Origin of the sequence: Pseudomonas sp. 9AZ, from assembly GCF_902506525.1 — a bacterium.
Lineage (GTDB): Bacteria > Pseudomonadota > Gammaproteobacteria > Pseudomonadales > Pseudomonadaceae > Aquipseudomonas > Aquipseudomonas peli.
The window spans coordinates 1,189,179-1,211,509 of record NZ_LR733840.1 but is presented as its reverse complement, the minus strand read 5'-3'; the positions used below and the strand labels follow the sequence as shown (position 1 = coordinate 1,211,509).

Here is a 22,331-nt window from a genome sequence, read left to right as displayed (position 1 = left end):
ATCAGAGCAGGGATATCAGCAAAAAAGGCGGCTCATGTGGGCCGCCCTTTTCGGGAGTTCGGGGTTACAGCAGGTCGTATTGCTTGAGCTTCTTGCGCAGGGTGCCGCGATTCAGGCCGAGCAGCTCGGAGGCCTTGGTCTGGTTGCCCTTGACGTAGTTCATCACGGTTTCCAGCAGCGGCGCTTCAACTTCGGTGAGCACCAGGTTGTACACGTCACTGACGTCTGCGCCCTCAAGATGGGCAAAATAATTGTGCAGAGCCTTCTCAACGCTGCCGCGCAGGGTTTGCCCCTCTTCGCTTGGCGTATTGAGATGCTGCTTCAAGCTGCTGTTGTCACTCACGGGAGCCATTCCACTTCCTAAAGTCTCAGTCAACATCGTCATGCGGCCACCCCTTCTCCATTGTTATGACGCTCGCTGAAGAACTCGCGAACGTTGGTGCACTGCGCGTCCGTACTGTCCAGACGATTGAATTGGGCGCGGAACTCCCTGGCGCCCGGCAAGGTTGCGAGATACCAACTGACATGCTTGCGGGCAATGCGAACGCCCATTACATCGCCGTAGAAGGCGTGCAGTGCAGCCAGATGTTCAAGCAGAATGCGTTCCACTTCGAGCAGGCTAGGTGCCGGGAGCTGTTCACCGGTACGCAGGTAATGCTCGATCTCACGGAATATCCACGGCCGGCCCTGAGCCGCACGACCGATCAGCAGGCCATCAGCGCCAGTGGCGGCGAGCACCATTTTGGCCTTCTGCGGCGAATCGATATCGCCATTGGCCAGCACCGGAATTGACACCGCCTGCTTGATCGCGGCGATGGTGTCGTACTCGGCCTCGCCCATATACAGGTCGGCGCGGGTGCGGCCATGCACGGCCAGCGCGACAATGCCGGCGTCTTCGGCGATCTTCGCCACGGCAATGCCGTTCTTGTTCTCACGGTCCCAGCCGGTGCGGATTTTCAGGGTCACCGGCACATCTACGGCGGCGACCACTGCCTGAAGAATCTCGCGGACTAACACTTCGTCTTTCAATAGGGCGGAACCGGCGGCCTTGTTGCAGACCTTCTTGGCCGGGCAGCCCATGTTGATGTCGATGATCTGCGCGCCCATTTCCACGTTGCGCCGCGCCGCTTCGGCGAGCATTTCGGGATCACCACCGGCGATCTGTACCGAGCGTGGCTCGGGATCACCGCTGTGCATCATGCGCAGGCTCGACTTACGGGTGTTCCACAGGCGCACATCGCTGGTGACCATTTCCGACACCACCAGACCCGCACCCATACGCTTGCACAGCTGTCGAAACGGCTGATCAGTGACCCCCGCCATCGGGGCGAGAATCAACGAATTTGGCAATGTATAGGGGCCGATGCGTAGCGCCGACATAGGGCTTCCCTGCTCAAGAGACCAGCTGTTGAACAAATAGGAGAGTGCGAAAAAGGGTGGGCATGATACCCGCTCTGGATGACCGGAGAAAGGCTGTTTTGAACAAATTCTGAACAGCTCTGGCCTTATCGCGAAGGGTTTGGTTAGCGCGGATTTTCAAGCAATCCGCGGCATGCAGGCTATTCCGGCGAGTGGAAGCTCAGGCTGTAGTTCACCGCCTGGGTGCCTGGGTCGAGGATGTCCAGGGAGATGTGAATAGGCGTCTGCGGCGGCATTTCCGCGTTGCCGGCCAGCTCGCCCGCGAGGTATTCGCTGGGCTTGAAACGGCGGCTGGCAAGCAGTTGGCCGTTGATGTCGGCAAAGCGCATTTCCAGCAGCGGGAAAGGCTGCGAGAACGCTGCGCGGTTGTAGAGGATGGCATCGACCACCAGAGCACCGCTGAATTCCGGGTGGCTGCGCACCACCAAGTTGCTGCTCTTGACCTGGGTGATGTCGACCTTGGAGGGCAGCTGACAGCCGACCGCCGGGCAGAGTTGCTCGAACCAGGGGCGGTACTGATCCTGGCGCGCCAGTTCATCGAAGTGATACATCACGTACTGCCCGGCCAGGGCGCTGGCCCCAATCAGGTTCAGAAACCCCCAGCCGATCCAGCGTCCCCAGGGCTTTTTCGGTTGTTGCCAGTCCAGCTGCAGCGGCTCGTCATCCAGCTCGAACAGGTGCTCGTCCCTCAGTTCGGGCTCGCTGCGCGCGGTCTTTTTCGGTGCCGCAACAGTGGGTTCTTCATCAACTGGTTCGTCTGCCCGCGAGCTAAATGGCTCGCGCTCGGCATGCAGTTCGATGTGCTCGATTTCCGGCTCTGGGTGGCGGCGGTCAAGGGCGTTGAGGTCGAGCGGCGGCTCGTCATCGGGCTCGTTGACTGGCTCGGGCGCTACTGGTGTAGACGGCGGAGTCGGCCGCACAGGTGGCGTCAGCGGCTGAGGTTTGACGCTCAGGCTGGCCGCTGGCTTGGTCAGCTCGTCCTGCAGCAGGGCTTCGGCCCAGCGCTCGTCATGCGGGTCGCGCTCAATCGGTTCGGGCGCCAGAAAATTTTCGGCGTATTTCGGTGCGCTATCAATCGCCAGGAACTGCTTGGACAGCTGCTGCTCCTGGGCTTCGAGCTTGGCCAGCTCTTCGTCCAGATCGAGGCCGTCAAGGTCCAGGTCGTCATGAATCCACAGTGTATCGCTGCTTTTGCTGCTGGCAGGCGCGGGATGTATTGCAGAGGGTGTGCTGGCTGCGGCCGGCGGTGCTGGTGGCGCAAGCGGTTTGATGGGCTGAGGTGCCGGCGCTGGCGCAGCGGCAGGCACTGCGGGTGGTGGCAGTTGCTGGCCCTGTTCACGAAGCTGTTGCGCGGCATTGAACACATGCAGGCAGGCCCCGCAGCGCACGGCACCATGGGCGGCGCCCAGCTGCGTGAGGTTCACGCGAAAGCTGGTGCGGCAATGGGGGCACTGGGTGACGAAGCTCTGGGTCATGCGGCGATCCGGCTAAACGAGGCGGCTAGTCTAACGCAAGTGCTTGGTAATGCAGCAGCTGTGCGCGCTGGGGCAGTTAGCGGCGTACACCACTGATACGCACCCAGCCGTCTTTATCTGCGGTCGGGTCGAGGATAAAGGCGTCGTTATAGGCGGCGCGCACCTCTTCGGCCTGTTCGGCGAGGATGCCCGACAGCGCCAGGCGCCCGCCCGGCTTGACCAAACTGGTGATCTGCGGGGCCAGCGCCACCAGCGGGCCGGCGAGGATATTGGCGACCACCACGTCGGCTGGCTGTTGCGGCATGTCGTCCGGCAGGTAGAGCGGGAAACGCACCGGGTCGATACCGTTGCGCCCAGCGTTATCGCGCGAAGCCTCGATGGCCTGGATATCGATATCGGTGCCCACCGCCTGCGGCGCGCCGAGCAGCAGGGCGGCAATTGCCAGGATGCCCGAGCCGCAACCGAAGTCGATCACGCTGCAATCCTGCAGGTTCTGGCCGTCCAGCCATTCCAGGCACAATGCGGTAGTCGGATGGGTGCCGGTGCCGAAGGCCAGGCCCGGATCGAGCAGCAGGTTGACCGCGTCCGGCTCCGGCGCAGCGTGCCAGCTCGGCACAATCCACAGGCGCTGACCGAAGCGCATCGGTTGGAAGCCGTCCATCCAGCTGCGCTCCCAGTCCTGGTCGGCGATTACTTCAGCCTGGTGCTCCGGCAATTCGGCGCCGGTCAGCAGTTGCAGGTGAGCAAACACTGCGTTGGCGTCGGTATCGGCTTCGAATAGCGCGAGCAGGTGGGTGTGCGACCACAGTGGCGTGGTGCCCAGGTCCGGCTCAAAAATCGGCTGGTCTTCGGCGTCCATAAAGGTCACCGAGACGGCACCGACTTCCAGCAACGCATCTTCGTAGGTTTCCGCCTGCGCAGGGGTGATGGCGAGACGGACTTGTAACCAGGGCATGGGAAACCTCGTGAACGTTGTGGCGGGATGGCGCAAATTGGCGCGCAGCTTACTTGAAGCGGTGGTGCAGCTGCCACCGCTTGCGGTTGGCAGAAACGACAAAGGCCGCCGAATGGCAGCCCTTGTCTGTGCGCTTAGCCGAAGCTTAGTGCTTATCCATACCCAGTTTTTTCTCTAGGTAGTGGATATTCACGCCGCCTTTGCAGAAGCCTTTGTCGCGGACCAGATCGCGGTGCAGGGGCACGTTGGTCTTGATGCCGTCGACGACGATCTCATCCAGCGCGTTGCGCATGCGGGCCAGGGCCTCGTCGCGGGTGGCACCGTAGGTGATCAGCTTGCCGATCAGCGAGTCATAGTGCGGCGGTACTGTGTAGCCGCTGTACAGATGCGAATCGACCCGTACGCCATTACCGCCTGGGGCGTGGAAGTGTTTGACCTTGCCAGGGCAGGGCATGAAGTTGTCCGGGTCTTCGGCGTTGATTCGGCACTCCAGCGAGTGGCCGCGAATCACCACGTCACTCTGCTTGAACGACAGCTTGTTGCCAGCGGCGATGCTGAGCATCTCCTTGACGATGTCGATGCCGGTGACCATTTCCGAAACCGGATGCTCAACCTGTACGCGGGTGTTCATCTCGATAAAGTAGAAGTGGCCATCTTCGTAGAGGAACTCGAAGGTGCCAGCGCCGCGGTAGCCGATCTCGATGCAAGCATCGACGCAGCGTTGCAGTACTTCGGCGCGGGCTTTTTCATCTATGCCCGGTGCCGGCGCTTCTTCCAGTACCTTCTGGTGGCGGCGCTGCAGCGAGCAGTCGCGGTCACCCAGGTGGATGGCGTTGCCCTGGCCGTCGGAGATCACCTGGACTTCCACGTGACGTGGATTGCCGAGGAACTTCTCCAGATAGACCATCGGGTTGCCGAACACCGAACCAGCTTCGCTGCGGGTCAGCTTGGCCGATTTGATCAGGTCTTCTTCCTTGTACACCACGCGCATGCCGCGACCACCACCGCCGCCAGCGGCCTTGATGATCACCGGGTAGCCGACTTCGCGAGCAATCTGCAGGGCAGTTTCCTCGTCTTCCGGCAGTGGGCCGTCAGAGCCAGGAACCACCGGTACGCCGGCGCGCTTCATGGCGTCCTTGGCCGAGACTTTGTCGCCCATCAGGCGAATGGTCTCGGCTTTCGGGCCGATAAAAGCGAAACCGGAGTTTTCCACCTGTTCGGCGAAATCGGCGTTTTCCGCCAGGAAGCCATAGCCAGGGTGGATAGCCGTGGCACCAGTGACTTCAGCTGCGCTGATGATCGCCGGAATATTCAAATAGGACAGCGCGCCAGAGGCTGGGCCGATGCACACCGACTCGTCGGCCAGGCCCAAGTGCATCAGTTCGCGGTCAGCGGTGGAATGCACCGCGACGGTCTTGATGCCGAGCTCTTTACAGGCGCGCAAGACGCGCAGGGCGATCTCGCCGCGGTTGGCGATCAGAACTTTTTCCAACATCGCTGGCTCTCCGTGGATCAAACGATGGTGAACAGAGGCTGGTCGTATTCCACCGGCTGACCGTTCTCGCCCAGGATGGATTCGATCACGCCGCTGGTTTCGGCCTCGATGTGGTTCATCATCTTCATCGCTTCAACGATGCAGAGAATGTCGCCTTTCTTCACGCTCTGGCCGACTTCTACGAAGTTGGCTGACGTTGGGCCGGATGCGCGGTAGAAGGTGCCGACCATTGGCGAGCGCACCACGGTGCCATTCAGCTTGGCGGCAGCGGGGGCGGCGGCTTCAGCGGCGACTGGTGCAGCGGCCACCGGAGCAGCGGCTGGCGCCGGCGCTGGTGCATACATCGGTTGTTGCATAAAGGCCGGCTGCTTGCTGTGACGGCTGATCCGCACGGACTCTTCGCCTTCGCGAATCTCCAGCTCGTCGATACCGGATTCTTCCAGCAGCTCGATCAGTTTTTTGACTTTACGAATATCCATAGTGGTTCAACTCCCGGTGAGGTCAGGGGCGCTTAAGTTCAAGTTGTTCGAGTGCAGCCTCCAGGGCCAGTCGATAACCGCTGGCGCCAAGGCCGCAGATCACTCCCACCGCGACATCTGAAAAGTAGGAGTGATGGCGGAAAGCTTCGCGTTTGTGCACGTTGGACAAATGCACTTCGATGAATGGGATGCTCACTGCCAGCAATGCGTCACGTAATGCGACGCTGGTGTGAGTAAAAGCGGCAGGATTGATCAGGATAAAGTCGACACCTTCGCCTTTTGCGGCGTGAATACGGTCAATCAGCTCGTACTCGGCATTGCTCTGCAGGTACAGCAGATGGTGGCCTGCCTCACGCGCGCGGCGCTCCAGGTCGAGGTTGATCTGCTCCAGGGTGACGGCGCCGTAAACCCCTGGCTCGCGAGTGCCGAGCAAGTTGAGGTTGGGGCCGTGCAGTACCAATAAGGTCGCCATGATCCTTAATCCTTGTTTTTCTACTGGGCAGGACTATGCCGCGACAGCGCAGGGCTGTCCAGTTCTCAGCAATAGTCGACACGATGACCGCAGATTGCGGCAAATATATGACTCGAGGCGTTAAAAACGTTCCCGCGCCGTGCTCAGGCGCGCAGCAAAGGTCGTCGCATCCACCTCACCTACGACACGCAGATCCAGCCATTCGTCACCCTTGGCGTCGAATAGCAGAATCGCCGGGGGGCCGAACAGCTGGTAGCGGTCGAGCAGGGCGCGCTGGGCGGGGTTGCTTTCGGTGATGTCGAAGCGCACCAGTTGATAGTCGCCGAGTTGGCGGCCGACTTCCGGGGCGTTGAGCACTTCGCGTTCGATCACCTTGCAGCTGATACACCAGTCGGCGTACCAGTCGAGCAGCAGTGGCTTGCTATTGTTCTGTGCGGCAAGCAAGGCGGCATCCAGTTCGGCGGGGGTGCTGATAGTTTGCCATTGGCCAGCTTGCACCTGAGTGGCTTCGGCGGTGCTGACCATGCGGCCAAGCGGTCGTAGCGGGTCATCCTGGCCTTGCAGTGCGCCGACCCAGGCCACCAAGGCGTAGACCTGCAGGGGCAGGCCTAGCAGTTGCGCAAGTTTCTGGTGATGGGTTTTCGGCGTCAGCTCCAGCACCCCCAGCCACAGCGCGATGCCGGCGGCGAGCAAGCCCCACAACGCCAAGCTGACTGGGCCGGGTACGACGCGTTCGAGCAGCCAAATGGCCACGGCCATCAGCAGTGCGCCGAACAGGTTGCGCACGGTGAGCATCCACGGCCCGGATTTCGGCAGCAAGGCGCCGCCGCCGACGGCAAACAGCACCAGGGGTGCGCCCATGCCCAGGCCTAGAGCCAGCAGTTTCAGGCCGCCGCCGAGGGCATCGCCGCTGGCGCTGATGTACAGCAGCGCGCCGGCCAGTGGCGCGGATACGCAAGGTGAAACCAGCACGCTGGACAGCACGCCGAGCGCCGCTGCGCTGAAAATCGTGCCGCCCTGCAGTTTCTGGCTCAGGCGCTGCAACGGGCCGTCGATTGCCGCCGGTAGGCGCAGTTCGAGAAAGCCCAGGCTGGCTGCGCCGAACAGCGCGAAGAAGATCGCAAACGGCACCAGCACCCAGGGCGATTGCAGGCGTGCCTGCAGATTGAGCTCCGCGCCGAACAGGCCCATCAGCGCGCCGAGGATGGCAAAGCTCAGGGCCATCGGCAGCACGTAGGCCAGCGACAGCACCAGGCTGCGCATGCCGCCCGGCTGGCCACGTAGTACCACGCCGGTGAGGATTGGCAGCATCGGCAGCACGCACGGGGTAAAGGTCAGCGCCAGGCCACCGAGGAAGAACAGCGCCAGATCGGTCCAGCTCCAGGGTGTTGCGGCACCCGGGACGGCGCTGCTAGAGGCCGCACCGCCGCCAATCGCCAGCACTTCGGTTTCCGGTGGGTAGCAAAGGCCTTTGTCGGCGCAGCCCTGGTAGTTGACGCTGAGGTTGAAGGGCCGATTGTTCGGGTTGTCGACCGGTACCTCGACATCCAGCACCTCGTAATACACCTCGACATCGCCGAAGTACTCATCATGCTTGGCTTTGCCGGCCGGTAACACGGCCTGGCCCAGCTGGATATCGGCTGGCTCGCTGCTGAAACTGAAGCGGTGCCGATACAGGTAATAACCTTCGGCGGCGACAAAGCGCAGTTTCACTGACTCGCTGGAGCTGCTGATCAGGCTCAGCTTGAATGCCTCACGGACGGGCAGGAAGTCCGCGCTGTTGTTCAGGGGCGCGCCGAGCTGCGCAGGAGCGGGCGGCTTATCGAACAGGCCGGCGCTGGCCGGCAGTACGACCAGAAGCAGAAGCAGGCTGAGTAGACGGTGCATGGCAGGCTCGTGATGCGGGAATCGCCGCATCATAGCGGAGGCGGGCGGCTCAGGGCACGGCCTAGGCTGTAAGCGGTCTTGTCTACAGGCTGTATGGTGCGCGACAGATTGCCGCGCCCGCGGCCGTTAACCGTCTGTTAGACCCTGAACGCCTGCACGGCGGTATGCAGTTGGCCGCCGAGTTGCAGCAGTTGGTCGCCCTGATTACGGCCCTCGCCGATGCGCTGCAGGTTGTCGCCGCCCAGGGTGTGAATGCGTTCGCTGTGCCCGCGAATTTCACTGACCGCGCCGCTTTGCTGCGCGGTGGCGTCGGCGATGCGCTCGGCCATGCTGGCGATGGTACGGATCGCCACGACGATTTCATCCAACGCGCCATCGGCGGCTTCCGCCTGGCTGGCGGTGGCTTCGGCATGTTCGACCTGAGTACGCATGGCCTGTACAGATTGCAGCGCGGCCTGTTGCAGGCGGCCGATCAGTTCCTGAATCTGCGCTGTCGCGCCGCTGGTGCGTTGCGACAACGAACGGACTTCATCGGCGACCACGGCAAAGCCGCGGCCCAGCTCGCCGGCCCGTGCCGCTTCGATGGCGGCATTCAGAGCGAGTAGGTTGGTCTGCTCGGCGATGCCACGAATCACCGTCAGCACATTGCCGATGGTCGCGGTTTCCTCGGCCAGGCGTTCGATGGCCTGGGCGTTGCCCTGCACCTCATCAACCAGTTCGTGCAGGCCGGTAAGGCTGTGGCCGATCACCTTCTGGCCCTGTTCCAGGGCGCGATTGGCGTCGCGGCTGGCGTCGGCGGCCTGGCTGGCATCGCCGGCAACCTGCTGGATGGTGGCCTGCAGCTCTCCGAGCGCATCGCGGATCTGCGCGGTGTCGCCGGCCTGACGTTCGGCGCCGCTGTGCAGGCCGCCACTGAGATCAGCCAGGGTGCGACTAGAACCGACTACTTGTTCGGCATGCCGGCGAATGGTGCCGACCAAATCGACCAGATAGGCACGCAGACGGTTTAGCGACTCTTCGATATCGCGCAGTTCTTGAGTGCGTGAGTCCAGGCGGATGTCGGCGGCAAAATCGCCTTGCGCCCAGGCGGACAGTGCGGGGACCAAGTGCGTGAGTACCCGTGTTAGGCGTCGCTGAAGGGTGTCGATGATCAGGGCAATCAACAGAATCAGGCCGATCATCAAGCCTAGGATCAGCTGTACTTCACCCTGGATGCGACCATGTTCGGCGCGCACTTGCGGTTCCAGCGCGGCCAGCGCCTGCTGTACCTGATCGATCTGCATGCGCGTGCTCGTGGCCAGAGCGCCGCGTTGTTCGATCAGATTACGGGTGCGTTGCAGTTCGGCCGGGTAGCGGCTGATCAGGTTGGCCAGATCGCGCTTGAGGGCAATACCACGGTCTTCGGCCTCGCTGCTCTCACTGCTGGTGTCCAAGCCCAGCATGTCAGCAAACGAATCGCCGGACGACTGGCTGGCGTCGGCCACGCCGAGCAGCGGCAGATCAGTGAGGGTTTGCGCCTGCTTACCCAAGGCTGTCAGTTCACGTTCTACTTCGCTGGCCAGTTCACTGCGGCCGCTGCGCACCAACTTGTCGCGGGCGTGGGCCAGGCGTGTTAAGTGGCGTGCCGCGCTGAACAGCGGGCTGCGGTAGGCGGCCGCGGCATTGGCTTCGCCGCTGTCGGCGTATTGCGCGAGCTGCTCCAGTGCTGCGTCCATTTCCCGTTCGGCTTGTAACAGCAGGCCTTGCGGGTCGGCGGAGAGCTTGCCTGCGGCCAGTAGCTCGTTGGCACTGAAGGCTTTGAGTTCAGCTAGGCTAGGGCGCAGGTTATCCGCCAATTGCGTGGGCAATTCAGTCATGGCCTGTTCGAGGCTGTCCAACGACTGCAGGGCCGCGCTGTGGCGCAGGGCGTCGCCGCTTTCCAGGTAGGCGCTGATGTTCTGCGCGGCTTCGCCCTGGAACTGCTGGGACAGGCTCAGGTAGCGCGCCATCAGCAGGTAAGGGCGCTCCAGGGCTCGCTGCGACCACCAGAGCGTGACGGCCAGGGCGACGCAGACGGTAACCAGCAGCAGGGTGTTGAGGTTGGTAAGGGATTTCAGGCGCATAAGGCTCGACCGATGACGAACGGTTCGGCCGCCGACGTGGACGTCAAGGCGGCTGCTAAGCCTCAGAATTTATTGCTTTTTCGTGACCGTAATATGACGACGCCGACTGCGTCACAGTTTTCTGCTGAGTGGCCGATGATCGGCCGGGACAGGTGGGGTCAGTCGCCCTGGTAGATCGCCACCTGATTGCGGCCGCCGTGTTTGGCCACGTACAGGGCCAGGTCGGCTTGCTGCGACAGCAGTTTGCCGTCCAGTTGCGGCGCCAGTTGGGCGATGCCGCAGCTGAAGGTGCAGGATAGGTCATGCGGCTGCGCGGAATACTGGATTTCGGCGAAGCGCTGGCGGATCTCATCGAGGACCCGGCGGGCCGATTCGGCGTCGGTGTCGGGCATCACCACGGCGAACTCTTCGCCGCCGTAGCGACCGATGTGGTCGCTCTTGCGCAGACGCTGCTTGAGAAACAGTGCCAGGCTTTTGATCACCCGGTCGCCCATGGGGTGGCCGTAGGTGTCGTTGACCTTCTTGAAGAAGTCGATATCGATCATCGCAAAGCTCAGCGGCAGACCATCACGTTCGGCGCGGAAGCGGGCATCTTCGAGCAGTTGCAGGGTGTGGGTGTGGTTGTACAGGCCGGTCAGGCTGTCACGCACCATGCGCGCCTTGAGGCTGCGCGCGCGCGCGGCACGGTTGCGTACGGTGGCGATCAGGTGGCGCGGCTTGATCGGCTTGGTGAGGAAGTCGTCGCCGCCTTCACTCATCGCGTCGAGTTGCTTGTCCAGGTCGTCTTCGGCGGACAGGTAGATGATCGGCACGCTGACATAACGGTCGTTGTGGCGGATCACCTGTGCCAGTTCCGGGCCGTTGCACTCGGGCATGTACATGTCGAGGATGATCAGGTCCGGCTGGAAATCCGCCAGATGGCTCATCGCCTGGATGGGTTCGATCAAGGTGCGGGTGACGATCCCGGCGCTGTTGAGAACGCGCTCGGTGTGCGTGGCCTGGGCCCGCGAATCGTCGACGATCAGTACCTTGTAGGGCTCGTATTGCGACACGTTAGTCAGCACTTCAATGCGCTCGAACAGGTTCGAGGCATCCAGGCTGCCGGTGAAGAACTCCTGGCCACCGGCGCGCACAGCCGACAGGCGAGTCATGGTGTCGGTGTCTTCAGGGCTGAAGAACAGCAGTGGGATCCTGTGTTCCAGGCCTTCCTGCACGCTTTTGGCTAATTGCAGGCCGCAACCGGGGCCGGAGAAGTCGACTTCCATCAGGATCGCTGCCGGATGGCGCTCAAGCATGGCATTGCGAAACGCGTTGGCGCTGTCCAGGGCAATCGCATTCATGCCGAAGAATTCCAGGCGCTGCACCAGCTGTTCGGCCCGCTCCAGGTGTTGCAAGGCCAAGTACACCGGCTTGCGCAAGGGTGGCAGCACGGTTTGCTCAAAGCGATCGCCATGCCTCAGGCCCGTGCGTGACAGGCGTTGCAGCAGCTGGTTGAGCTGGCTGATCAGCTCGCTGTTGAGGCGGCCGCGGTTGTCGGTCACCAGTTGCAGGCAGCTGTCGATTTCCAGGGCCAGTTGGCTGTGTTCGGCTTGATCGAAGCGCTCGGCATAACGCTGCAACAATTGCGTTGCCTCGCGCAGCTCACCCATGCCGGCATCATTCCACTCGCTGCGCTGCAGGCGCTGCCAGACTTCCAATACCTGACGCGCCTGATTGATCACGCGCTGGGCAAAGTGCTGCTTAAGGCGGTCGCGGCTAGGGTCTTCTTGCTCGGTCATGGCCCGTTTTCAGTAAGGGCAGCGCAGGGCTACGGGTGATGGCTTAGTGCTAGCAATGCTAACACTCGTTTGAATTATTGCGAGTGCCGTCGATCTATTGGCGTCGGCCTTCTGTCTATAGCATCACAGATACACCATTGGCATAACCGGCGCTAAGTTTGCCGTTCGCCGCTGCGCAGTCGGCTGCGCTTCCCTTATAGTGCAAGGCAGTTGCGCAACCCTGCTTGAGGGTTGTGGTCAAACTAACAGCCGCCGGGTCATGCAGCCGGTCGCGAGTTTGCTACTTGGGTAACAAAAGGACATTGCCATGCTGGATTGGAAAAACCGAACGGCCGAAACGCGCACTGGCGCCGCAGACACCGCCACCACCTCACCGAATCAATCGACAGGACGCACGGCTACGCGCTTGGTCGCAGGCCTGCTCGGGCTTTACCTGGTCGTGGCGCTGGTGGTGGGCTGGTACTGGAGCCAGGAGCCCGCGCAATTTTCCGTACAGCAACGCGCCGAAGCTGCGGCTCAGGCTAGCGGGCGCAAGCTGGTGAATGGCTACACCACGGTGGAGACCCTGAAGCAGGTCGCTGGCACTTTGCTCAACAAGCCAGGCGGTTACCTGGCTAACGACCTCGCTCCACCGGGCCTGTGGCTCGACAACATGCCGAGCTGGGAGTTTGGTGTGCTGGTGCAGGTGCGAGACATGTCCCGTGCGCTGCGCAAAGACTTCACCCGCTCGCAATCGCAGTCGACCGAAGACGCCGACCTGGCCAAAGCCGAACCGCGCTTCCACTTCGACCACAAAAGCTGGGCGTTGCCGGCCTCTGAGGCGGAATACGCCGAAGGCATCAAGTCACTGGATGGTTACCTTGAACGCTTGGGCGACCCGAGCAAGGGCAATGCCCAGTTCTACACCCGTGCTGACAACCTGAATAACTGGCTGGGCGACGCCGCCACGCGTCTGGGTTCGCTGTCACAGCGTCTGTCGGCGAGTGTCGGTCAAGTGCGTCTGAATACTGCAGTGGTTGATCCAGCGCTGGCCGATAGCGTGGCCCAGGCCGACTTTATAGAAGGCGTGAATTACGAAACGCCGTGGCTGCAGATCGACAACGTGTTCTACGAAGCCCGTGGTCAGGCCTGGGCACTGGCGCATTTGCTGCGTGCCATTGAAGTGGACTTCGCCGATGTGCTGGCGAAGAAGAACGCCACCGTCAGCGTGCGCCAGATCATTCGCGAGTTGGAAGCAGCCCAGGAAACCCTGTGGAGTCCAATGATCCTCAATGGCAGCGGTTATGGCCTGTTGGCTAACCACTCGCTGGTGATGGCCAACTACATCTCGCGGGCCAATGCCGGGCTGATTGACCTGCGCCAACTGCTGTCGCAGGGTTAAGCGGTGGCCTGGTCCGAAGCCGAGGTGGCGCACCGCGCTGCCTCTGATGCTGAGCGCATCGCCTGGGTCGACGAGGAGGATCGTCTGCTCGGCGGTGTGTTGCGAAGTGAGCTGCGCGCGCGGCATCTTCTCGGGCGAGGCACCTATATCCTGCTGTTCAACAGTGCCGGCCAGCTGTGCGTGCATCGGCGCACCCTGAGCAAGGCGCTGTATCCCGGTTATTGGGATGTGGCGGCCGGCGGCATGGTGCTCGAAGGCGAGAGCTACGCCGAATCGGCCGCGCGCGAGCTGGCTGAAGAGCTGGGGATCGAAGACGCGCAGTTGGTCGAGCATGCGCATTTCCTCTACGACGCGCCGGAAAGTCGCCTGTGGTGCATGGCCTACTCGGCGGTGTCCGATGCGCCGTTGCGTTTGCAGCCGGAGGAAGTACTGGAGGCGCGCTTTATCTCCATCGACGAGGTGCTGGCCGAAACCCAGCACCTGCCCTATTGCCCCGATTCGCTGGCCGCCTTGCAGCGCTATCTGGCAGCCACTCGCTAAGCCCTCGATACCGGCCGAACCCCGCGTCAGCCCTGGCTTTGTGCAGGATATCCGGACGTTTTGTTCGGCATCCTGAACAAGGTCGCCAATCCGCCGATTAATGGCGCATTTTTACACTTAGCAGTCGCGGCTTTTGCCGTTACACTGCGCCGCCTTCAAGCCCTGGCCGTGTATCGCCAGGGTGCGCTGCCCCTGCCAGAGTGGGGCTTCGCGGTCGACCCCGAGCACTCAGTCGACCAGTCGCTATCCTGACCCCTTCGAGGACAAACCGGTGGTCAAGAAAGCTTCGTCATTCGCCGCACTCAGCGGCCTGGTGTATTCCACTGACAGCGGCCGGCATTGCCCGGACTGCAGTCAGCCTGTGGATGCCTGCACCTGCAAACAGACCCTGATCCCCGACGGTGATGGCATCGCCCGCGTGCGCCGCGAAACCAAAGGTCGCGGCGGCAAGACGGTGACCACCATCAGCGGTGTCCCGCTGGCCGAGGAGCCGCTCAAGGACCTTGCCAGTGCCCTGAAGAAACGCTGCGGTTGCGGCGGTTCGCTCAAGGATGGGGTGATCGAGATTCAGGGTGACCACGTCGAGCTGCTGATGGCCGAGCTGATCATGCACGGTTTTAAAGCCAAGAAGTCCGGCGGCTGACCCCGTCTTTTCTAAACTTCCTCGGCGGACCTTGGGTCACAGCTGAGTAATCGTCATTTCCAGACTTTAATCTGTACGCGTCTTGGCTGTGCCAAGGCCACTATCGCCAGCAAGGGAGACATCGATGTCTGCACGACGCACACGTAAAGATGACGGCAGCCAGTGGACCGTAGCGGACAGCCGCAGCGTCTATGGTATTCGCCATTGGGGCGCGGGTTACTTCGCGATCAATGACAAGGGCCGTGTCGAGGTGCGCCCAAATGGCCCGCAAAGCACGCCGATTGACCTCTACGAGCAGGTCGATGAGCTGCGTTCCAGCGGCTTGTCGCTGCCGCTGCTGGTGCGTTTTCCGGACATTCTGCAAGACCGCGTGCGCCAGCTGACCGGCGCATTTGATGCCAATATCGCGCGTCTGGAATACCAGAGCCCGTACACCGCGCTGTACCCGATCAAGGTCAACCAGCAGGAAGCGGTGGTGGAAAACATCATCGCCACGCAGAACGTCTCCATCGGCCTGGAAGCTGGCTCCAAGCCGGAGCTGATGGCCGTGCTGGCGCTGGCGCCGAAGGGCGGCACCATCGTCTGCAATGGCTACAAGGACCGCGAATTTATCAAGCTGGCCCTGATGGGGCAGAAGCTCGGTCACAACGTATTTATCGTGATCGAGAAAGAATCCGAAGTGCAGCTGGTGATCGACGAGGCAGCCGAGCTCAAGGTTGCGCCGCAGATCGGCCTACGCGTGCGTCTGTCGTCTCTGGCATCAAGCAAGTGGGCAGACACCGGCGGCGAGAAGTCCAAGTTCGGTCTGTCGGCGGCGCAGCTGCTGTCGGTGGTCGAGCGCTTCCGCGCGGCCAAGCTGGATCAGGGCATCCGCCTGCTGCACTTCCATATGGGTTCGCAGATCGCCAACCTGTCCGACTACCAGCACGGCTTCAAGGAAGCCATCCGCTATTACGGCGAGCTACGTGGGCTGGGCCTGCCGGTTGACCATATCGACGTCGGCGGCGGCCTGGGTGTGGATTACGACGGCACTCACTCGCGCAACGCCAGCTCGATCAACTACGACATGGACGACTACGCCGGTGTCGTGGTCGGCATGCTCAAAGAGTTCTGCGATGCCCAGGAACTGCCGCATCCGCACATCTTCTCGGAAAGCGGCCGCTCGCTGACCGCGCACCACGCCATGCTGGTGGTGCAGGTCACCGACGTGGAAAAACACAACGACGAGATCCCCAAGATCGAAGACGTCACCAGCCTGCCGGAAACCGTGCGTTACCTGGTTGAGCTGCTCGGCCCGACCGATATCGAGATGGTTACCGAGACTTACTGGCGCGCCACCCACTACATGAGCGATGTAGCCACTCAGTACGCCGATGGCAAACTCAGCCTGACTGAGAAAGCCCTGGCCGAGCAGTGCTACTTTGCTGTGTGCCGCCGCCTGCACAACTCGCTGAAGGCGCGTCAACGCTCGCACCGTCAGGTGCTGGACGAACTCAACGACAAGCTGGCCGACAAGTACATCTGCAACTTCTCGGTATTTCAGAGCCTGCCGGACACCTGGGCCATCGGTCAGGTGCTGCCGATTCTGCCGCTCAACCGCCTCGACGAAGAGCCGCTGCGCCGCGCCGTGCTGCAAGACCTGACCTGCGACTCCGACGGCAAGATCCGCCAGTACGTCGATGAGCAGTCGATCGAGACCAGCCTGCCGGTGCACGAAGTGCGCGAGGGCGAGGACTACCTGCTGGGGATTTTCCTGGTCGGTGCCTACCAGGAGATTCTCGGTGATATGCACAACCTGTTCGGTGACACCGACTCGGTGAACATTTACCAGAACGCCGATGGCAGCGTGTACCACGCCGGTATCGAGACCCACGACACCATCGAGGACATGCTGCGCTACGTGCACCTGTCGCCGGAGGAGTTGATGAACCACTACCGCGACAAGGTCGCCAGCGCCAAGATCAGCCCGCGCGAGCGCACCCAGTTCCTCGACGCGCTGCGTCTTGGGCTGACCCGTTCGTCTTACCTGTCGTCCTAGGGAACAATCGATCTGCTGCGCGTCGGCCCTACTGCGTTAAAAACAGGCTCGGAATGCTCATGTACAAAAGTACACTCCGCTTCCTCGCCGTTTTGACCAGCCGAAGGCTGTTACTAACGTAGCGCCTTGTAGTGCTCTAGCTCGCGAGATCTTGAGCAGGCACAAGCTCGCGCTGAATGCAAAAGGCCCCGCACTGCGGGGCCTTTTGCTATCTGCTGATATTGGTTTAAAAACCGTAGCTCGGATGTAGTCCGGGGGCGATTAAGCACCTAGTAGGCTCTGCCCGCATACGCGTAGCACTTGCGCCGTGGCTGCACCCGAGCCTGGCTGGGCGAACCAGGCTACGGCTTCGGCGACGTCCTGCGGCAAGCCGCCCTGGCCCATGGAGTTCATCCGCCGCCCGGCTTCGCGGATGGTCAGTGGGATCGCGGCGGTCATCTGGGTTTCGATAAAACCGGGTGCCACCGCGTTGATGCTGATACCGCGCTTGGCCAGTGTCGGTGCCCAGGCCTGGGCCAGGCCGATAACCCCTGCCTTGCTCACCGCGTAATTGGTCTGGCCCATATTGCCGGCGATACCGCTGATCGAGGCGATCAGCACCACGCGGCCATTGTCGTGCAGTTTGCCGGCGTCCAGCAGAGCTTGGGTCAGCACCTGCGGGGCATTCAGGTTGACGTTGATCACCGAGTTCCAGAACGCGTCGCTCATCTTCGCCAGGGTCTTATCGCGGGTGATGCCGGCGTTGTGCACAACGATATCGATACCGTCCGGCAGCGCTTCAATAAGCTGCGCGGCGGCATCGCTGGCACAGATATCCAGGGCAAGGCCTCGTCCGCCCAGGCGTGCGGCAAGGGCATCCAAGGCATCCTTGGCCGGTGGCACATCCAGCAGCACCACCTCGGCGCCGTCGCGGGCCAGGGTTTCGGCGATGGCTGCACCGATGCCGCGCGAGGCACCGGTGACCAGGGCCTTCTTGCCGGCCAGTGGGCGAGTCCAGTCCTTGACCTGTTCGCCGCAGGTATTCAGGCGCAGCACTTGGCCGGATACATAGGCGCTTTTCGGCGAGAGGAAGAAGCGCAGCGCGCCTTCCAGCTGGGTCTCGCCGCCCTTGCCGACGTAGATCAGCTGCACGTTACCGCCACGGCGGATTTCCTTGCCCAGGGAACGACTGAAGCCTTCCAGCGAGCGCTGAACGCTGGCGGCAATCGGGTCTTTCAGCGATTCCGGGGCGCGGCCGAGGATTACCACGCGCGGGCATTTATCCAGGCCCTTGAAAGCCGGCTGGAAGAAGTCGCGTAGCTCGATCAGTTGCTCGAAGCGGGTCAGCCCGCTGGCGTCAAACACCAGCGCTTTGAGCTTGGGGCCATGCTCGGCAGTCCAGCGCGGCAAATCAAACTGGCCTTCACGGGCGGCGAACAGGGCGTCGGTCAGCTTGTTGGCAAAGGGCAGTACGGCGCTGGCCAGGCTGCCTTCGCCGCCAATCAGCAGGGCACCGTCGACCGGCCGGCTGCGCCCTGCCATCCAGCGCTCCAGCAGCAGCGGCGCGGGCAGACCGAGCGCACTGACCAATCGACGACCTGAGGTGGAGTTGGCAAAGGCGAGATAACGGTCTGACATGAAACGGCTCCTGCGCATGGATCAAAAGTGCGCCCACTCTACGCAGCCCGCAGAAATGCGCAATTGACCGCGCCGCCTGCTGCGCTGGCAAGGCGGCCAATGCCACACTGCGGTAACAAGCTAGCCTGTGCGCCATTCACTTCATCAGGAGTAATCCATGACCCAGCCGCGCCGCGTCGCCATCGTTGGTGGTAACCGTATTCCGTTCGCCCGCTCCAACACCGTCTATGCCACCGCGAGCAACCAGGAGATGCTGACCAGTGCGCTGGATGGTTTGGTCGAGCGCTTCAACCTGCATGGCGAACGTCTGGGTGAGGTGGTGGCCGGTGCGGTGCTCAAGCATTCGCGCGACTTCAACCTGACTCGCGAATGCGTGCTTGGCTCGCGCCTGGCCCCGGAAACCCCGGCCTATGACCTGCAGCAGGCCTGCGGCACCGGGCTGGAAGCAGCGCTGCTGGTGGCCAACAAGATTGCGCTTGGGCAGATCGAGTGCGGCATCGCTGGCGGCGTCGACACCACCTCGGATGCGCCAATTGGGGTCAACGAAGGGCTGCGCAAGATCCTGCTGCAGGCCAATCGAGGCAAGAGCACCGGCGAGAAGATCAAGAGCCTGCTGCAGATTCGCCCACGCCACCTGGCTCCGGCCATTCCGCGCAACGGCGAACCGCGCACCGGGCTGTCGATGGGTGAGCATTGCGAGCTGATGGCGCAGACCTGGGCGATTCCGCGTGATGAGCAGGACCAACTGGCCGTGGCCAGTCACCAGAAACTCGCCGCCGCCTATGCCGAAGGCTGGCATGACGACCTGCTGACGCCGTTCCGTGGTCTGACCCGCGACCAGAACCTGCGCGCCGATATCAGCCTGGAAAAACTCGCCACGCTCAAACCCTGCTTTGAGCGCAGCCCGCGCGGCACTATGACCGCCGCCAACTCGACGCCACTGACCGATGGTGCGTCTCTGGTGCTGTTGGCCAGTGAAGACTGGGCCAAGGCCCGTGGTCTGCCGATCCTGGCTTACTGGAAGGACGGTGAAGCTGCCGCCGTGGACTTTGTCGGCGCGGGCAAGGAAGGCCTGCTGATGGCCCCGGCCTACGCGGTGCCGCGCCTGCTGGCACGCAACAAGCTGAGCTTGCAGGACTTCGACTACTACGAAATTCACGAAGCCTTCGCCGCGCAGGTGCTCTGCACCCTCAAGGCCTGGGAAGACGCCGACTACTGCAAGACCCGTCTGGGCCTGGATGCGCCGCTGGGCTCCATCGACCGTAGCAAGATGAACGTCAAGGGCAGCTCTCTGGCAGCCGGTCACCCGTTTGCAGCCACCGGTGGGCGCATCGTCGCCAACCTGGCCAAGCTGCTCTCAGTGGCGCAGGAAGGTCGTGGATTGATCTCAATTTGCGCCGCTGGCGGTCAAGGTGTGACTGCAATCCTGGAAAAGTAATCAAACAGCGGTATCCGCACGCGGTGCGGGTACTGATGTATGCAACTCCGTGATTTGGAGCGGCCCACGCAGGTGGCGCCGCTCTTTTTTTGTGCGCGTCATTGATGCCCGCGCGCGCCCCCTCCCACCCAATACTGGCATTCAACTGACAGTTCGGGCTGAGGCTGACTATTGGGTCTCGGCTTCGCCCTTAAGCAGCGCTGCTTTGCGCGCCAGGCCCCAGCGGTAGCCACTGAGGCTGCCGTTGCTGGCGATCACCCGATGGCACGGCACCAGCAGGCCCAGTGGGTTGCTGGCACAGGCGCGTGCCACTGCGCGTGGATGGCTGCCCAGTTGCGCAGCCAGCTCGGCGTAGTTACGCGTCTGCCCCAGCGGAATCTGCTGCAGGGCGCGCCACACCTGCTGCTGAAATGCCGTGCCGCGAATATCCAGCGGCAGCTGGGCGGCGCGCTGCGGCTCGCTGATCTGCGCCAATACCTGGCGCAGACTGTCGCCCAGGCCCGCGTTATCCACATGCAGTTCGGCGGCAGCAAAGCGTTGCTGCAGTTCACTTTGCAGCGCAGCCGGGTCGTCGCCAAACAGCAGCGCGCAGATGCCTTTGGCGCTGCTGGCCAGAAGCAAGTGGCCGAGCGGGCAGGGTGCGATGCTGTAGCGCAGTCGTTCGCCAGCGGCCTGTTTACGTCTTTGTGCCGGGCTCAGGGATGCGTGCTGCTGATACAACGCGCGGGTGCCGGAGTAACCGGCGTTTAGTGCGGCATCCAGCACACTGTTTGCTGCTGGCAACTGCTGTTCCAGACGCGCGCGGCGTTGCGCTTCGCTCCAGGCTTTCGGTGTCAGCCCGGTACGCGCCTTGAAGGCGCGCGCCAGGTGCGAAGCGGACAGGCCGATTCGCGCGGCCAACTGTGCGAGGGTCAGCGGCTGCTCACTGGTGTTGAGCAGCTCACAGGCGGCCACCACCAGCGCGTCTAATTGCTCGGCCGGGCTCTGCCCCTGCGGCGAGCAGCGTTTGCATGGGCGAAAGCCTGCCGCGGCAGCGGCGTCAGCATCGAGGTGGAAGCTGACGTTCTCCCGCCGGGGCCGCCGCGCCGGGCAACTGGGCCGGCAATAGATACCGGTGCTGTGTACGGCAAACACAAAGCGGCCATCCTGCGTGGCATTGCGGTCGCATACGGCTTGCCAGCAGTGGTCGGCATCGAGCATGGCGCGATCCTCAATAATCATGGGCGGATTGTCGGCTGCGGCTGACGGTCTGCCAATCCACATCTGACTTTCAAAGCGGCCCAAGCTGCTGCACCGTGACTTAGCCAACCTCGCCTAGACTCCTTGCATCCGCCACGGCGCTCACGCAAGGAGACGGCAATGTTCAGACTGCGCCATATGGGGCTGCTGCTGGTGCTGGCCAGCGTGTGCGCCGCTGCGCAACCGCCGGTGCCCGTGCGGCTCGACACCAGTTTCGAAGAGCCCTACCAAGTAGTGGTCGATGGCCAACTCGGCGGTCTGTCGGTCAAGGTGCTGGAATGCATTTTCAACCAACTGCAGCAGCCCTATCAGATTCAGCTGACCTCGCTGCAGCGGGCTCGCCTCAATGTCAGCCGGCAGATTGCCGACGGCTTCTTCAGTTCCGCGCCCAATAGTTTGGTGGATGGCTATGCCGTGCTCTCGGCGCCGCTGCTGATGGAGAAATGGTACTGGTACGCACTGGACCCCAGCCTGCTCAACCTGCCCATCTGGGACAAGCAGCTGAAGATCGGCAGCGTACTGGGCAGCAACAGCATGATCTGGCTCGAATCGCGCGGTATTAAAGTTGAACAGAAAGTGCCCCGCTTGGAGCAACTGGTGGAAATGCTTCGCCATGGCCGTATCAATATGGTGCTGGCTGATAGCAGCGCCATGCACAGCACGCTTGAACAGGCAGAGGGTAAGCAGATGCTGCACGAGCGCTTCGTGCGCTACTCACCGTTGGGCGTGTATTTTTCCAAGACCTTTCTCGATGGGCACCCGGACTTTCTCAAGGCCTTCAATCGCCAGGTGGAAAGCTGCGCTCCGGCCAGCATAGCGCTCAGTGATGCGGAACAGGCCTATCTGCGCCAGCTGGTCGCGCAGCATGTGGCGCGCTGGGGCCTGCATGCTGATCTGCTTGCGGCTTTGCGGGCGGCGAATCAGCGCGAGAACAGCGCGGAGCGGATCCAGGAGCTGGATCGGCAGTGGCGGCGCGAGCGTATTCTTGAAGAAAAACCATTGATCCGGCGCATGCTCAACCTGCAGCCATCCAAGCTGTTAGCCGGTATCGCTCAGCAATATGCCCCGCTGTTTAATGAATTGTTTATCAGTGATGCCAGCGGTCAATTGGTGGCCTTGAGCGAGAGCACCAGTGATTATTGGCAGGCTGATGAGCTGGATTTTCAGCGGGCCGCGTCGCTTCCCCGTGACGAGGTGTATATCGGCGCGATTGAGTATGACGGTTCAACACAGAGCTTTCAGAGCAAGGTCTCGGCGCCGCTTTACGACCCTGATACCGATGTACTGCTCGGCGTGATCAGCCTGGGCCTGAACATCGAGACGGCTTTCGGTGACAACCTGCCCTGAGCGACAGGCTGCCGCGCCGCCGCTAT

General features: G+C 62.3%; 19 protein-coding genes. 7 read left to right on the top strand and 12 right to left on the bottom strand.

Annotation, left to right across the window (positions count from 1 at the left end; translation table 11 throughout):
• Positions 1 to 64: 64 nt before the first annotated feature.
• From fis to ALTER154_RS05735, 10 genes are all read right to left on the bottom strand, one after another.
• Entirely contained in the window at positions 65 to 385 is a 321-nt protein-coding gene (gene fis / locus ALTER154_RS05780) for a DNA-binding transcriptional regulator Fis (protein ID WP_090249568.1), read from the bottom strand.
• The gene (gene dusB, locus ALTER154_RS05775) at positions 382 to 1,380 is read right to left on the bottom strand and encodes a tRNA dihydrouridine synthase DusB (RefSeq protein ID WP_160085624.1); all 999 of its coding nucleotides are present in this window, start codon (positions 1,378 to 1,380) and stop codon (positions 382 to 384) included. The genes fis and dusB overlap by 4 nt, the downstream gene beginning before the upstream one ends.
• 179 nt (positions 1,381 to 1,559) lie before the next feature.
• On the bottom strand, positions 1,560 to 2,894 hold the full coding sequence (locus tag ALTER154_RS05770; protein ID WP_160085623.1) for a DUF3426 domain-containing protein: 1,335 nt from the start codon (positions 2,892 to 2,894) through the stop codon (positions 1,560 to 1,562).
• A 76-nt stretch (positions 2,895 to 2,970) separates the two neighbouring features.
• Complete coding sequence (gene prmA / locus ALTER154_RS05765; RefSeq protein WP_160085622.1) at positions 2,971 to 3,849, bottom strand: 50S ribosomal protein L11 methyltransferase; 879 nt, start codon at positions 3,847 to 3,849, stop codon at positions 2,971 to 2,973.
• Between the two features lie 145 nt (positions 3,850 to 3,994).
• Positions 3,995 to 5,344, bottom strand: a complete 1,350-nt coding sequence (accC, locus tag ALTER154_RS05760) for an acetyl-CoA carboxylase biotin carboxylase subunit (RefSeq protein WP_160085621.1) — start codon at positions 5,342 to 5,344, stop codon at positions 3,995 to 3,997.
• 17 nt (positions 5,345 to 5,361) lie between these two features.
• On the bottom strand, positions 5,362 to 5,823 hold the full coding sequence (gene accB, locus ALTER154_RS05755; protein ID WP_160085620.1) for an acetyl-CoA carboxylase biotin carboxyl carrier protein: 462 nt from the start codon (positions 5,821 to 5,823) through the stop codon (positions 5,362 to 5,364).
• Between the two features lie 22 nt (positions 5,824 to 5,845).
• The gene (gene aroQ, locus ALTER154_RS05750) at positions 5,846 to 6,295 is read right to left on the bottom strand and encodes a type II 3-dehydroquinate dehydratase (protein ID WP_160085619.1); all 450 of its coding nucleotides are present in this window, start codon (positions 6,293 to 6,295) and stop codon (positions 5,846 to 5,848) included.
• Between the two features lie 120 nt (positions 6,296 to 6,415).
• Entirely contained in the window at positions 6,416 to 8,182 is a 1,767-nt protein-coding gene (locus ALTER154_RS05745; RefSeq protein ID WP_160085618.1) for a protein-disulfide reductase DsbD, read from the bottom strand.
• A 137-nt stretch (positions 8,183 to 8,319) separates the two neighbouring features.
• Positions 8,320 to 9,363: a methyl-accepting chemotaxis protein gene (locus ALTER154_RS21205; protein ID WP_372239943.1), complete on the bottom strand. Its 1,044-nt coding sequence runs from the start codon at positions 9,361 to 9,363 to the stop codon at positions 8,320 to 8,322.
• Between the two features lie 1,079 nt (positions 9,364 to 10,442).
• The gene (locus ALTER154_RS05735) at positions 10,443 to 12,062 is read right to left on the bottom strand and encodes a diguanylate cyclase (protein ID WP_160085616.1); all 1,620 of its coding nucleotides are present in this window, start codon (positions 12,060 to 12,062) and stop codon (positions 10,443 to 10,445) included.
• A gap of 307 nt (positions 12,063 to 12,369) precedes the next feature.
• On the opposite strand from ALTER154_RS05735, the gene ALTER154_RS05730 reads away from it, so the two are divergent.
• From ALTER154_RS05730 to speA, 5 genes are all read left to right on the top strand, one after another.
• Positions 12,370 to 13,443 (top strand): DUF2333 family protein, encoded by a 1,074-nt coding sequence (locus ALTER154_RS05730; protein ID WP_160085615.1) that lies wholly within the window; start codon positions 12,370 to 12,372, stop codon positions 13,441 to 13,443.
• Positions 13,444 to 13,446: 3 nt separating this feature from the next.
• The gene (locus ALTER154_RS05725) at positions 13,447 to 13,983 is read left to right on the top strand and encodes an NUDIX hydrolase (protein ID WP_160085614.1); all 537 of its coding nucleotides are present in this window, start codon (positions 13,447 to 13,449) and stop codon (positions 13,981 to 13,983) included.
• Positions 13,984 to 14,043: 60 nt separating this feature from the next.
• Positions 14,044 to 14,235, top strand: coding sequence for a hypothetical protein (locus ALTER154_RS05720; protein ID WP_090249535.1), 192 nt, complete (start codon positions 14,044 to 14,046; stop codon positions 14,233 to 14,235).
• A 19-nt stretch (positions 14,236 to 14,254) separates the two neighbouring features.
• Positions 14,255 to 14,626, top strand: coding sequence for a translation initiation factor Sui1 (locus ALTER154_RS05715; protein WP_160085613.1), 372 nt, complete (start codon positions 14,255 to 14,257; stop codon positions 14,624 to 14,626).
• 124 nt (positions 14,627 to 14,750) lie between these two features.
• Positions 14,751 to 16,664, top strand: coding sequence for an arginine decarboxylase (gene speA / locus ALTER154_RS05710; RefSeq protein ID WP_090249529.1), 1,914 nt, complete (start codon positions 14,751 to 14,753; stop codon positions 16,662 to 16,664).
• A gap of 261 nt (positions 16,665 to 16,925) precedes the next feature.
• Here the strand turns inward: speA and ALTER154_RS05705 are convergent, their stop codons facing one another.
• Positions 16,926 to 18,281, bottom strand: coding sequence for a 3-oxoacyl-ACP reductase (locus ALTER154_RS05705; RefSeq protein WP_160085612.1), 1,356 nt, complete (start codon positions 18,279 to 18,281; stop codon positions 16,926 to 16,928).
• Positions 18,282 to 18,438: 157 nt separating this feature from the next.
• On the opposite strand from ALTER154_RS05705, the gene ALTER154_RS05700 reads away from it, so the two are divergent.
• On the top strand, positions 18,439 to 19,719 hold the full coding sequence (locus ALTER154_RS05700) for an acetyl-CoA C-acetyltransferase (protein WP_160085611.1): 1,281 nt from the start codon (positions 18,439 to 18,441) through the stop codon (positions 19,717 to 19,719).
• A 168-nt stretch (positions 19,720 to 19,887) separates the two neighbouring features.
• Here the strand turns inward: ALTER154_RS05700 and ada are convergent, their stop codons facing one another.
• On the bottom strand, positions 19,888 to 20,919 hold the full coding sequence (gene ada, locus ALTER154_RS05695) for a bifunctional DNA-binding transcriptional regulator/O6-methylguanine-DNA methyltransferase Ada (protein ID WP_160085610.1): 1,032 nt from the start codon (positions 20,917 to 20,919) through the stop codon (positions 19,888 to 19,890).
• 159 nt (positions 20,920 to 21,078) lie between these two features.
• On the opposite strand from ada, the gene ALTER154_RS05690 reads away from it, so the two are divergent.
• Complete coding sequence (locus ALTER154_RS05690) at positions 21,079 to 22,305, top strand: hypothetical protein (RefSeq protein WP_160085609.1); 1,227 nt, start codon at positions 21,079 to 21,081, stop codon at positions 22,303 to 22,305.
• Positions 22,306 to 22,331 lie beyond the last annotated feature (26 nt).

Excerpts from the sequence above, each read along its gene's own strand:
- fis (WP_090249568.1), bottom strand. The coding sequence starts at position 385 with ATGACGATGTTGACTGAGACTTTAGGAAGTGGAATGGCTCCCGTGAGT.
- dusB (WP_160085624.1), bottom strand. The coding sequence starts at position 1,380 with ATGTCGGCGCTACGCATCGGCCCCTATACATTGCCAAATTCGTTGATT.
- ALTER154_RS05770 (WP_160085623.1), bottom strand. The coding sequence starts at position 2,894 with ATGACCCAGAGCTTCGTCACCCAGTGCCCCCATTGCCGCACCAGCTTT.
- prmA (WP_160085622.1), bottom strand. The coding sequence starts at position 3,849 with ATGCCCTGGTTACAAGTCCGTCTCGCCATCACCCCTGCGCAGGCGGAA.
- accC (WP_160085621.1), bottom strand. The coding sequence starts at position 5,344 with ATGTTGGAAAAAGTTCTGATCGCCAACCGCGGCGAGATCGCCCTGCGC.
- accB (WP_160085620.1), bottom strand. The coding sequence starts at position 5,823 with ATGGATATTCGTAAAGTCAAAAAACTGATCGAGCTGCTGGAAGAATCC.
- aroQ (WP_160085619.1), bottom strand. The coding sequence starts at position 6,295 with ATGGCGACCTTATTGGTACTGCACGGCCCCAACCTCAACTTGCTCGGC.
- ALTER154_RS05745 (WP_160085618.1), bottom strand. The coding sequence starts at position 8,182 with ATGCACCGTCTACTCAGCCTGCTTCTGCTTCTGGTCGTACTGCCGGCC.
- ALTER154_RS21205 (WP_372239943.1), bottom strand. The coding sequence starts at position 9,363 with ATGATCGGCCTGATTCTGTTGATTGCCCTGATCATCGACACCCTTCAG.
- ALTER154_RS05735 (WP_160085616.1), bottom strand. The coding sequence starts at position 12,062 with ATGACCGAGCAAGAAGACCCTAGCCGCGACCGCCTTAAGCAGCACTTT.
- ALTER154_RS05730 (WP_160085615.1), top strand. The coding sequence starts at position 12,370 with ATGCTGGATTGGAAAAACCGAACGGCCGAAACGCGCACTGGCGCCGCA.
- speA (WP_090249529.1), top strand. The coding sequence starts at position 14,751 with ATGTCTGCACGACGCACACGTAAAGATGACGGCAGCCAGTGGACCGTA.
- ALTER154_RS05705 (WP_160085612.1), bottom strand. The coding sequence starts at position 18,281 with ATGTCAGACCGTTATCTCGCCTTTGCCAACTCCACCTCAGGTCGTCGA.
- ALTER154_RS05700 (WP_160085611.1), top strand. The coding sequence starts at position 18,439 with ATGACCCAGCCGCGCCGCGTCGCCATCGTTGGTGGTAACCGTATTCCG.
- ada (WP_160085610.1), bottom strand. The coding sequence starts at position 20,919 with ATGCTCGATGCCGACCACTGCTGGCAAGCCGTATGCGACCGCAATGCC.
- ALTER154_RS05690 (WP_160085609.1), top strand. The coding sequence starts at position 21,079 with ATGTTCAGACTGCGCCATATGGGGCTGCTGCTGGTGCTGGCCAGCGTG.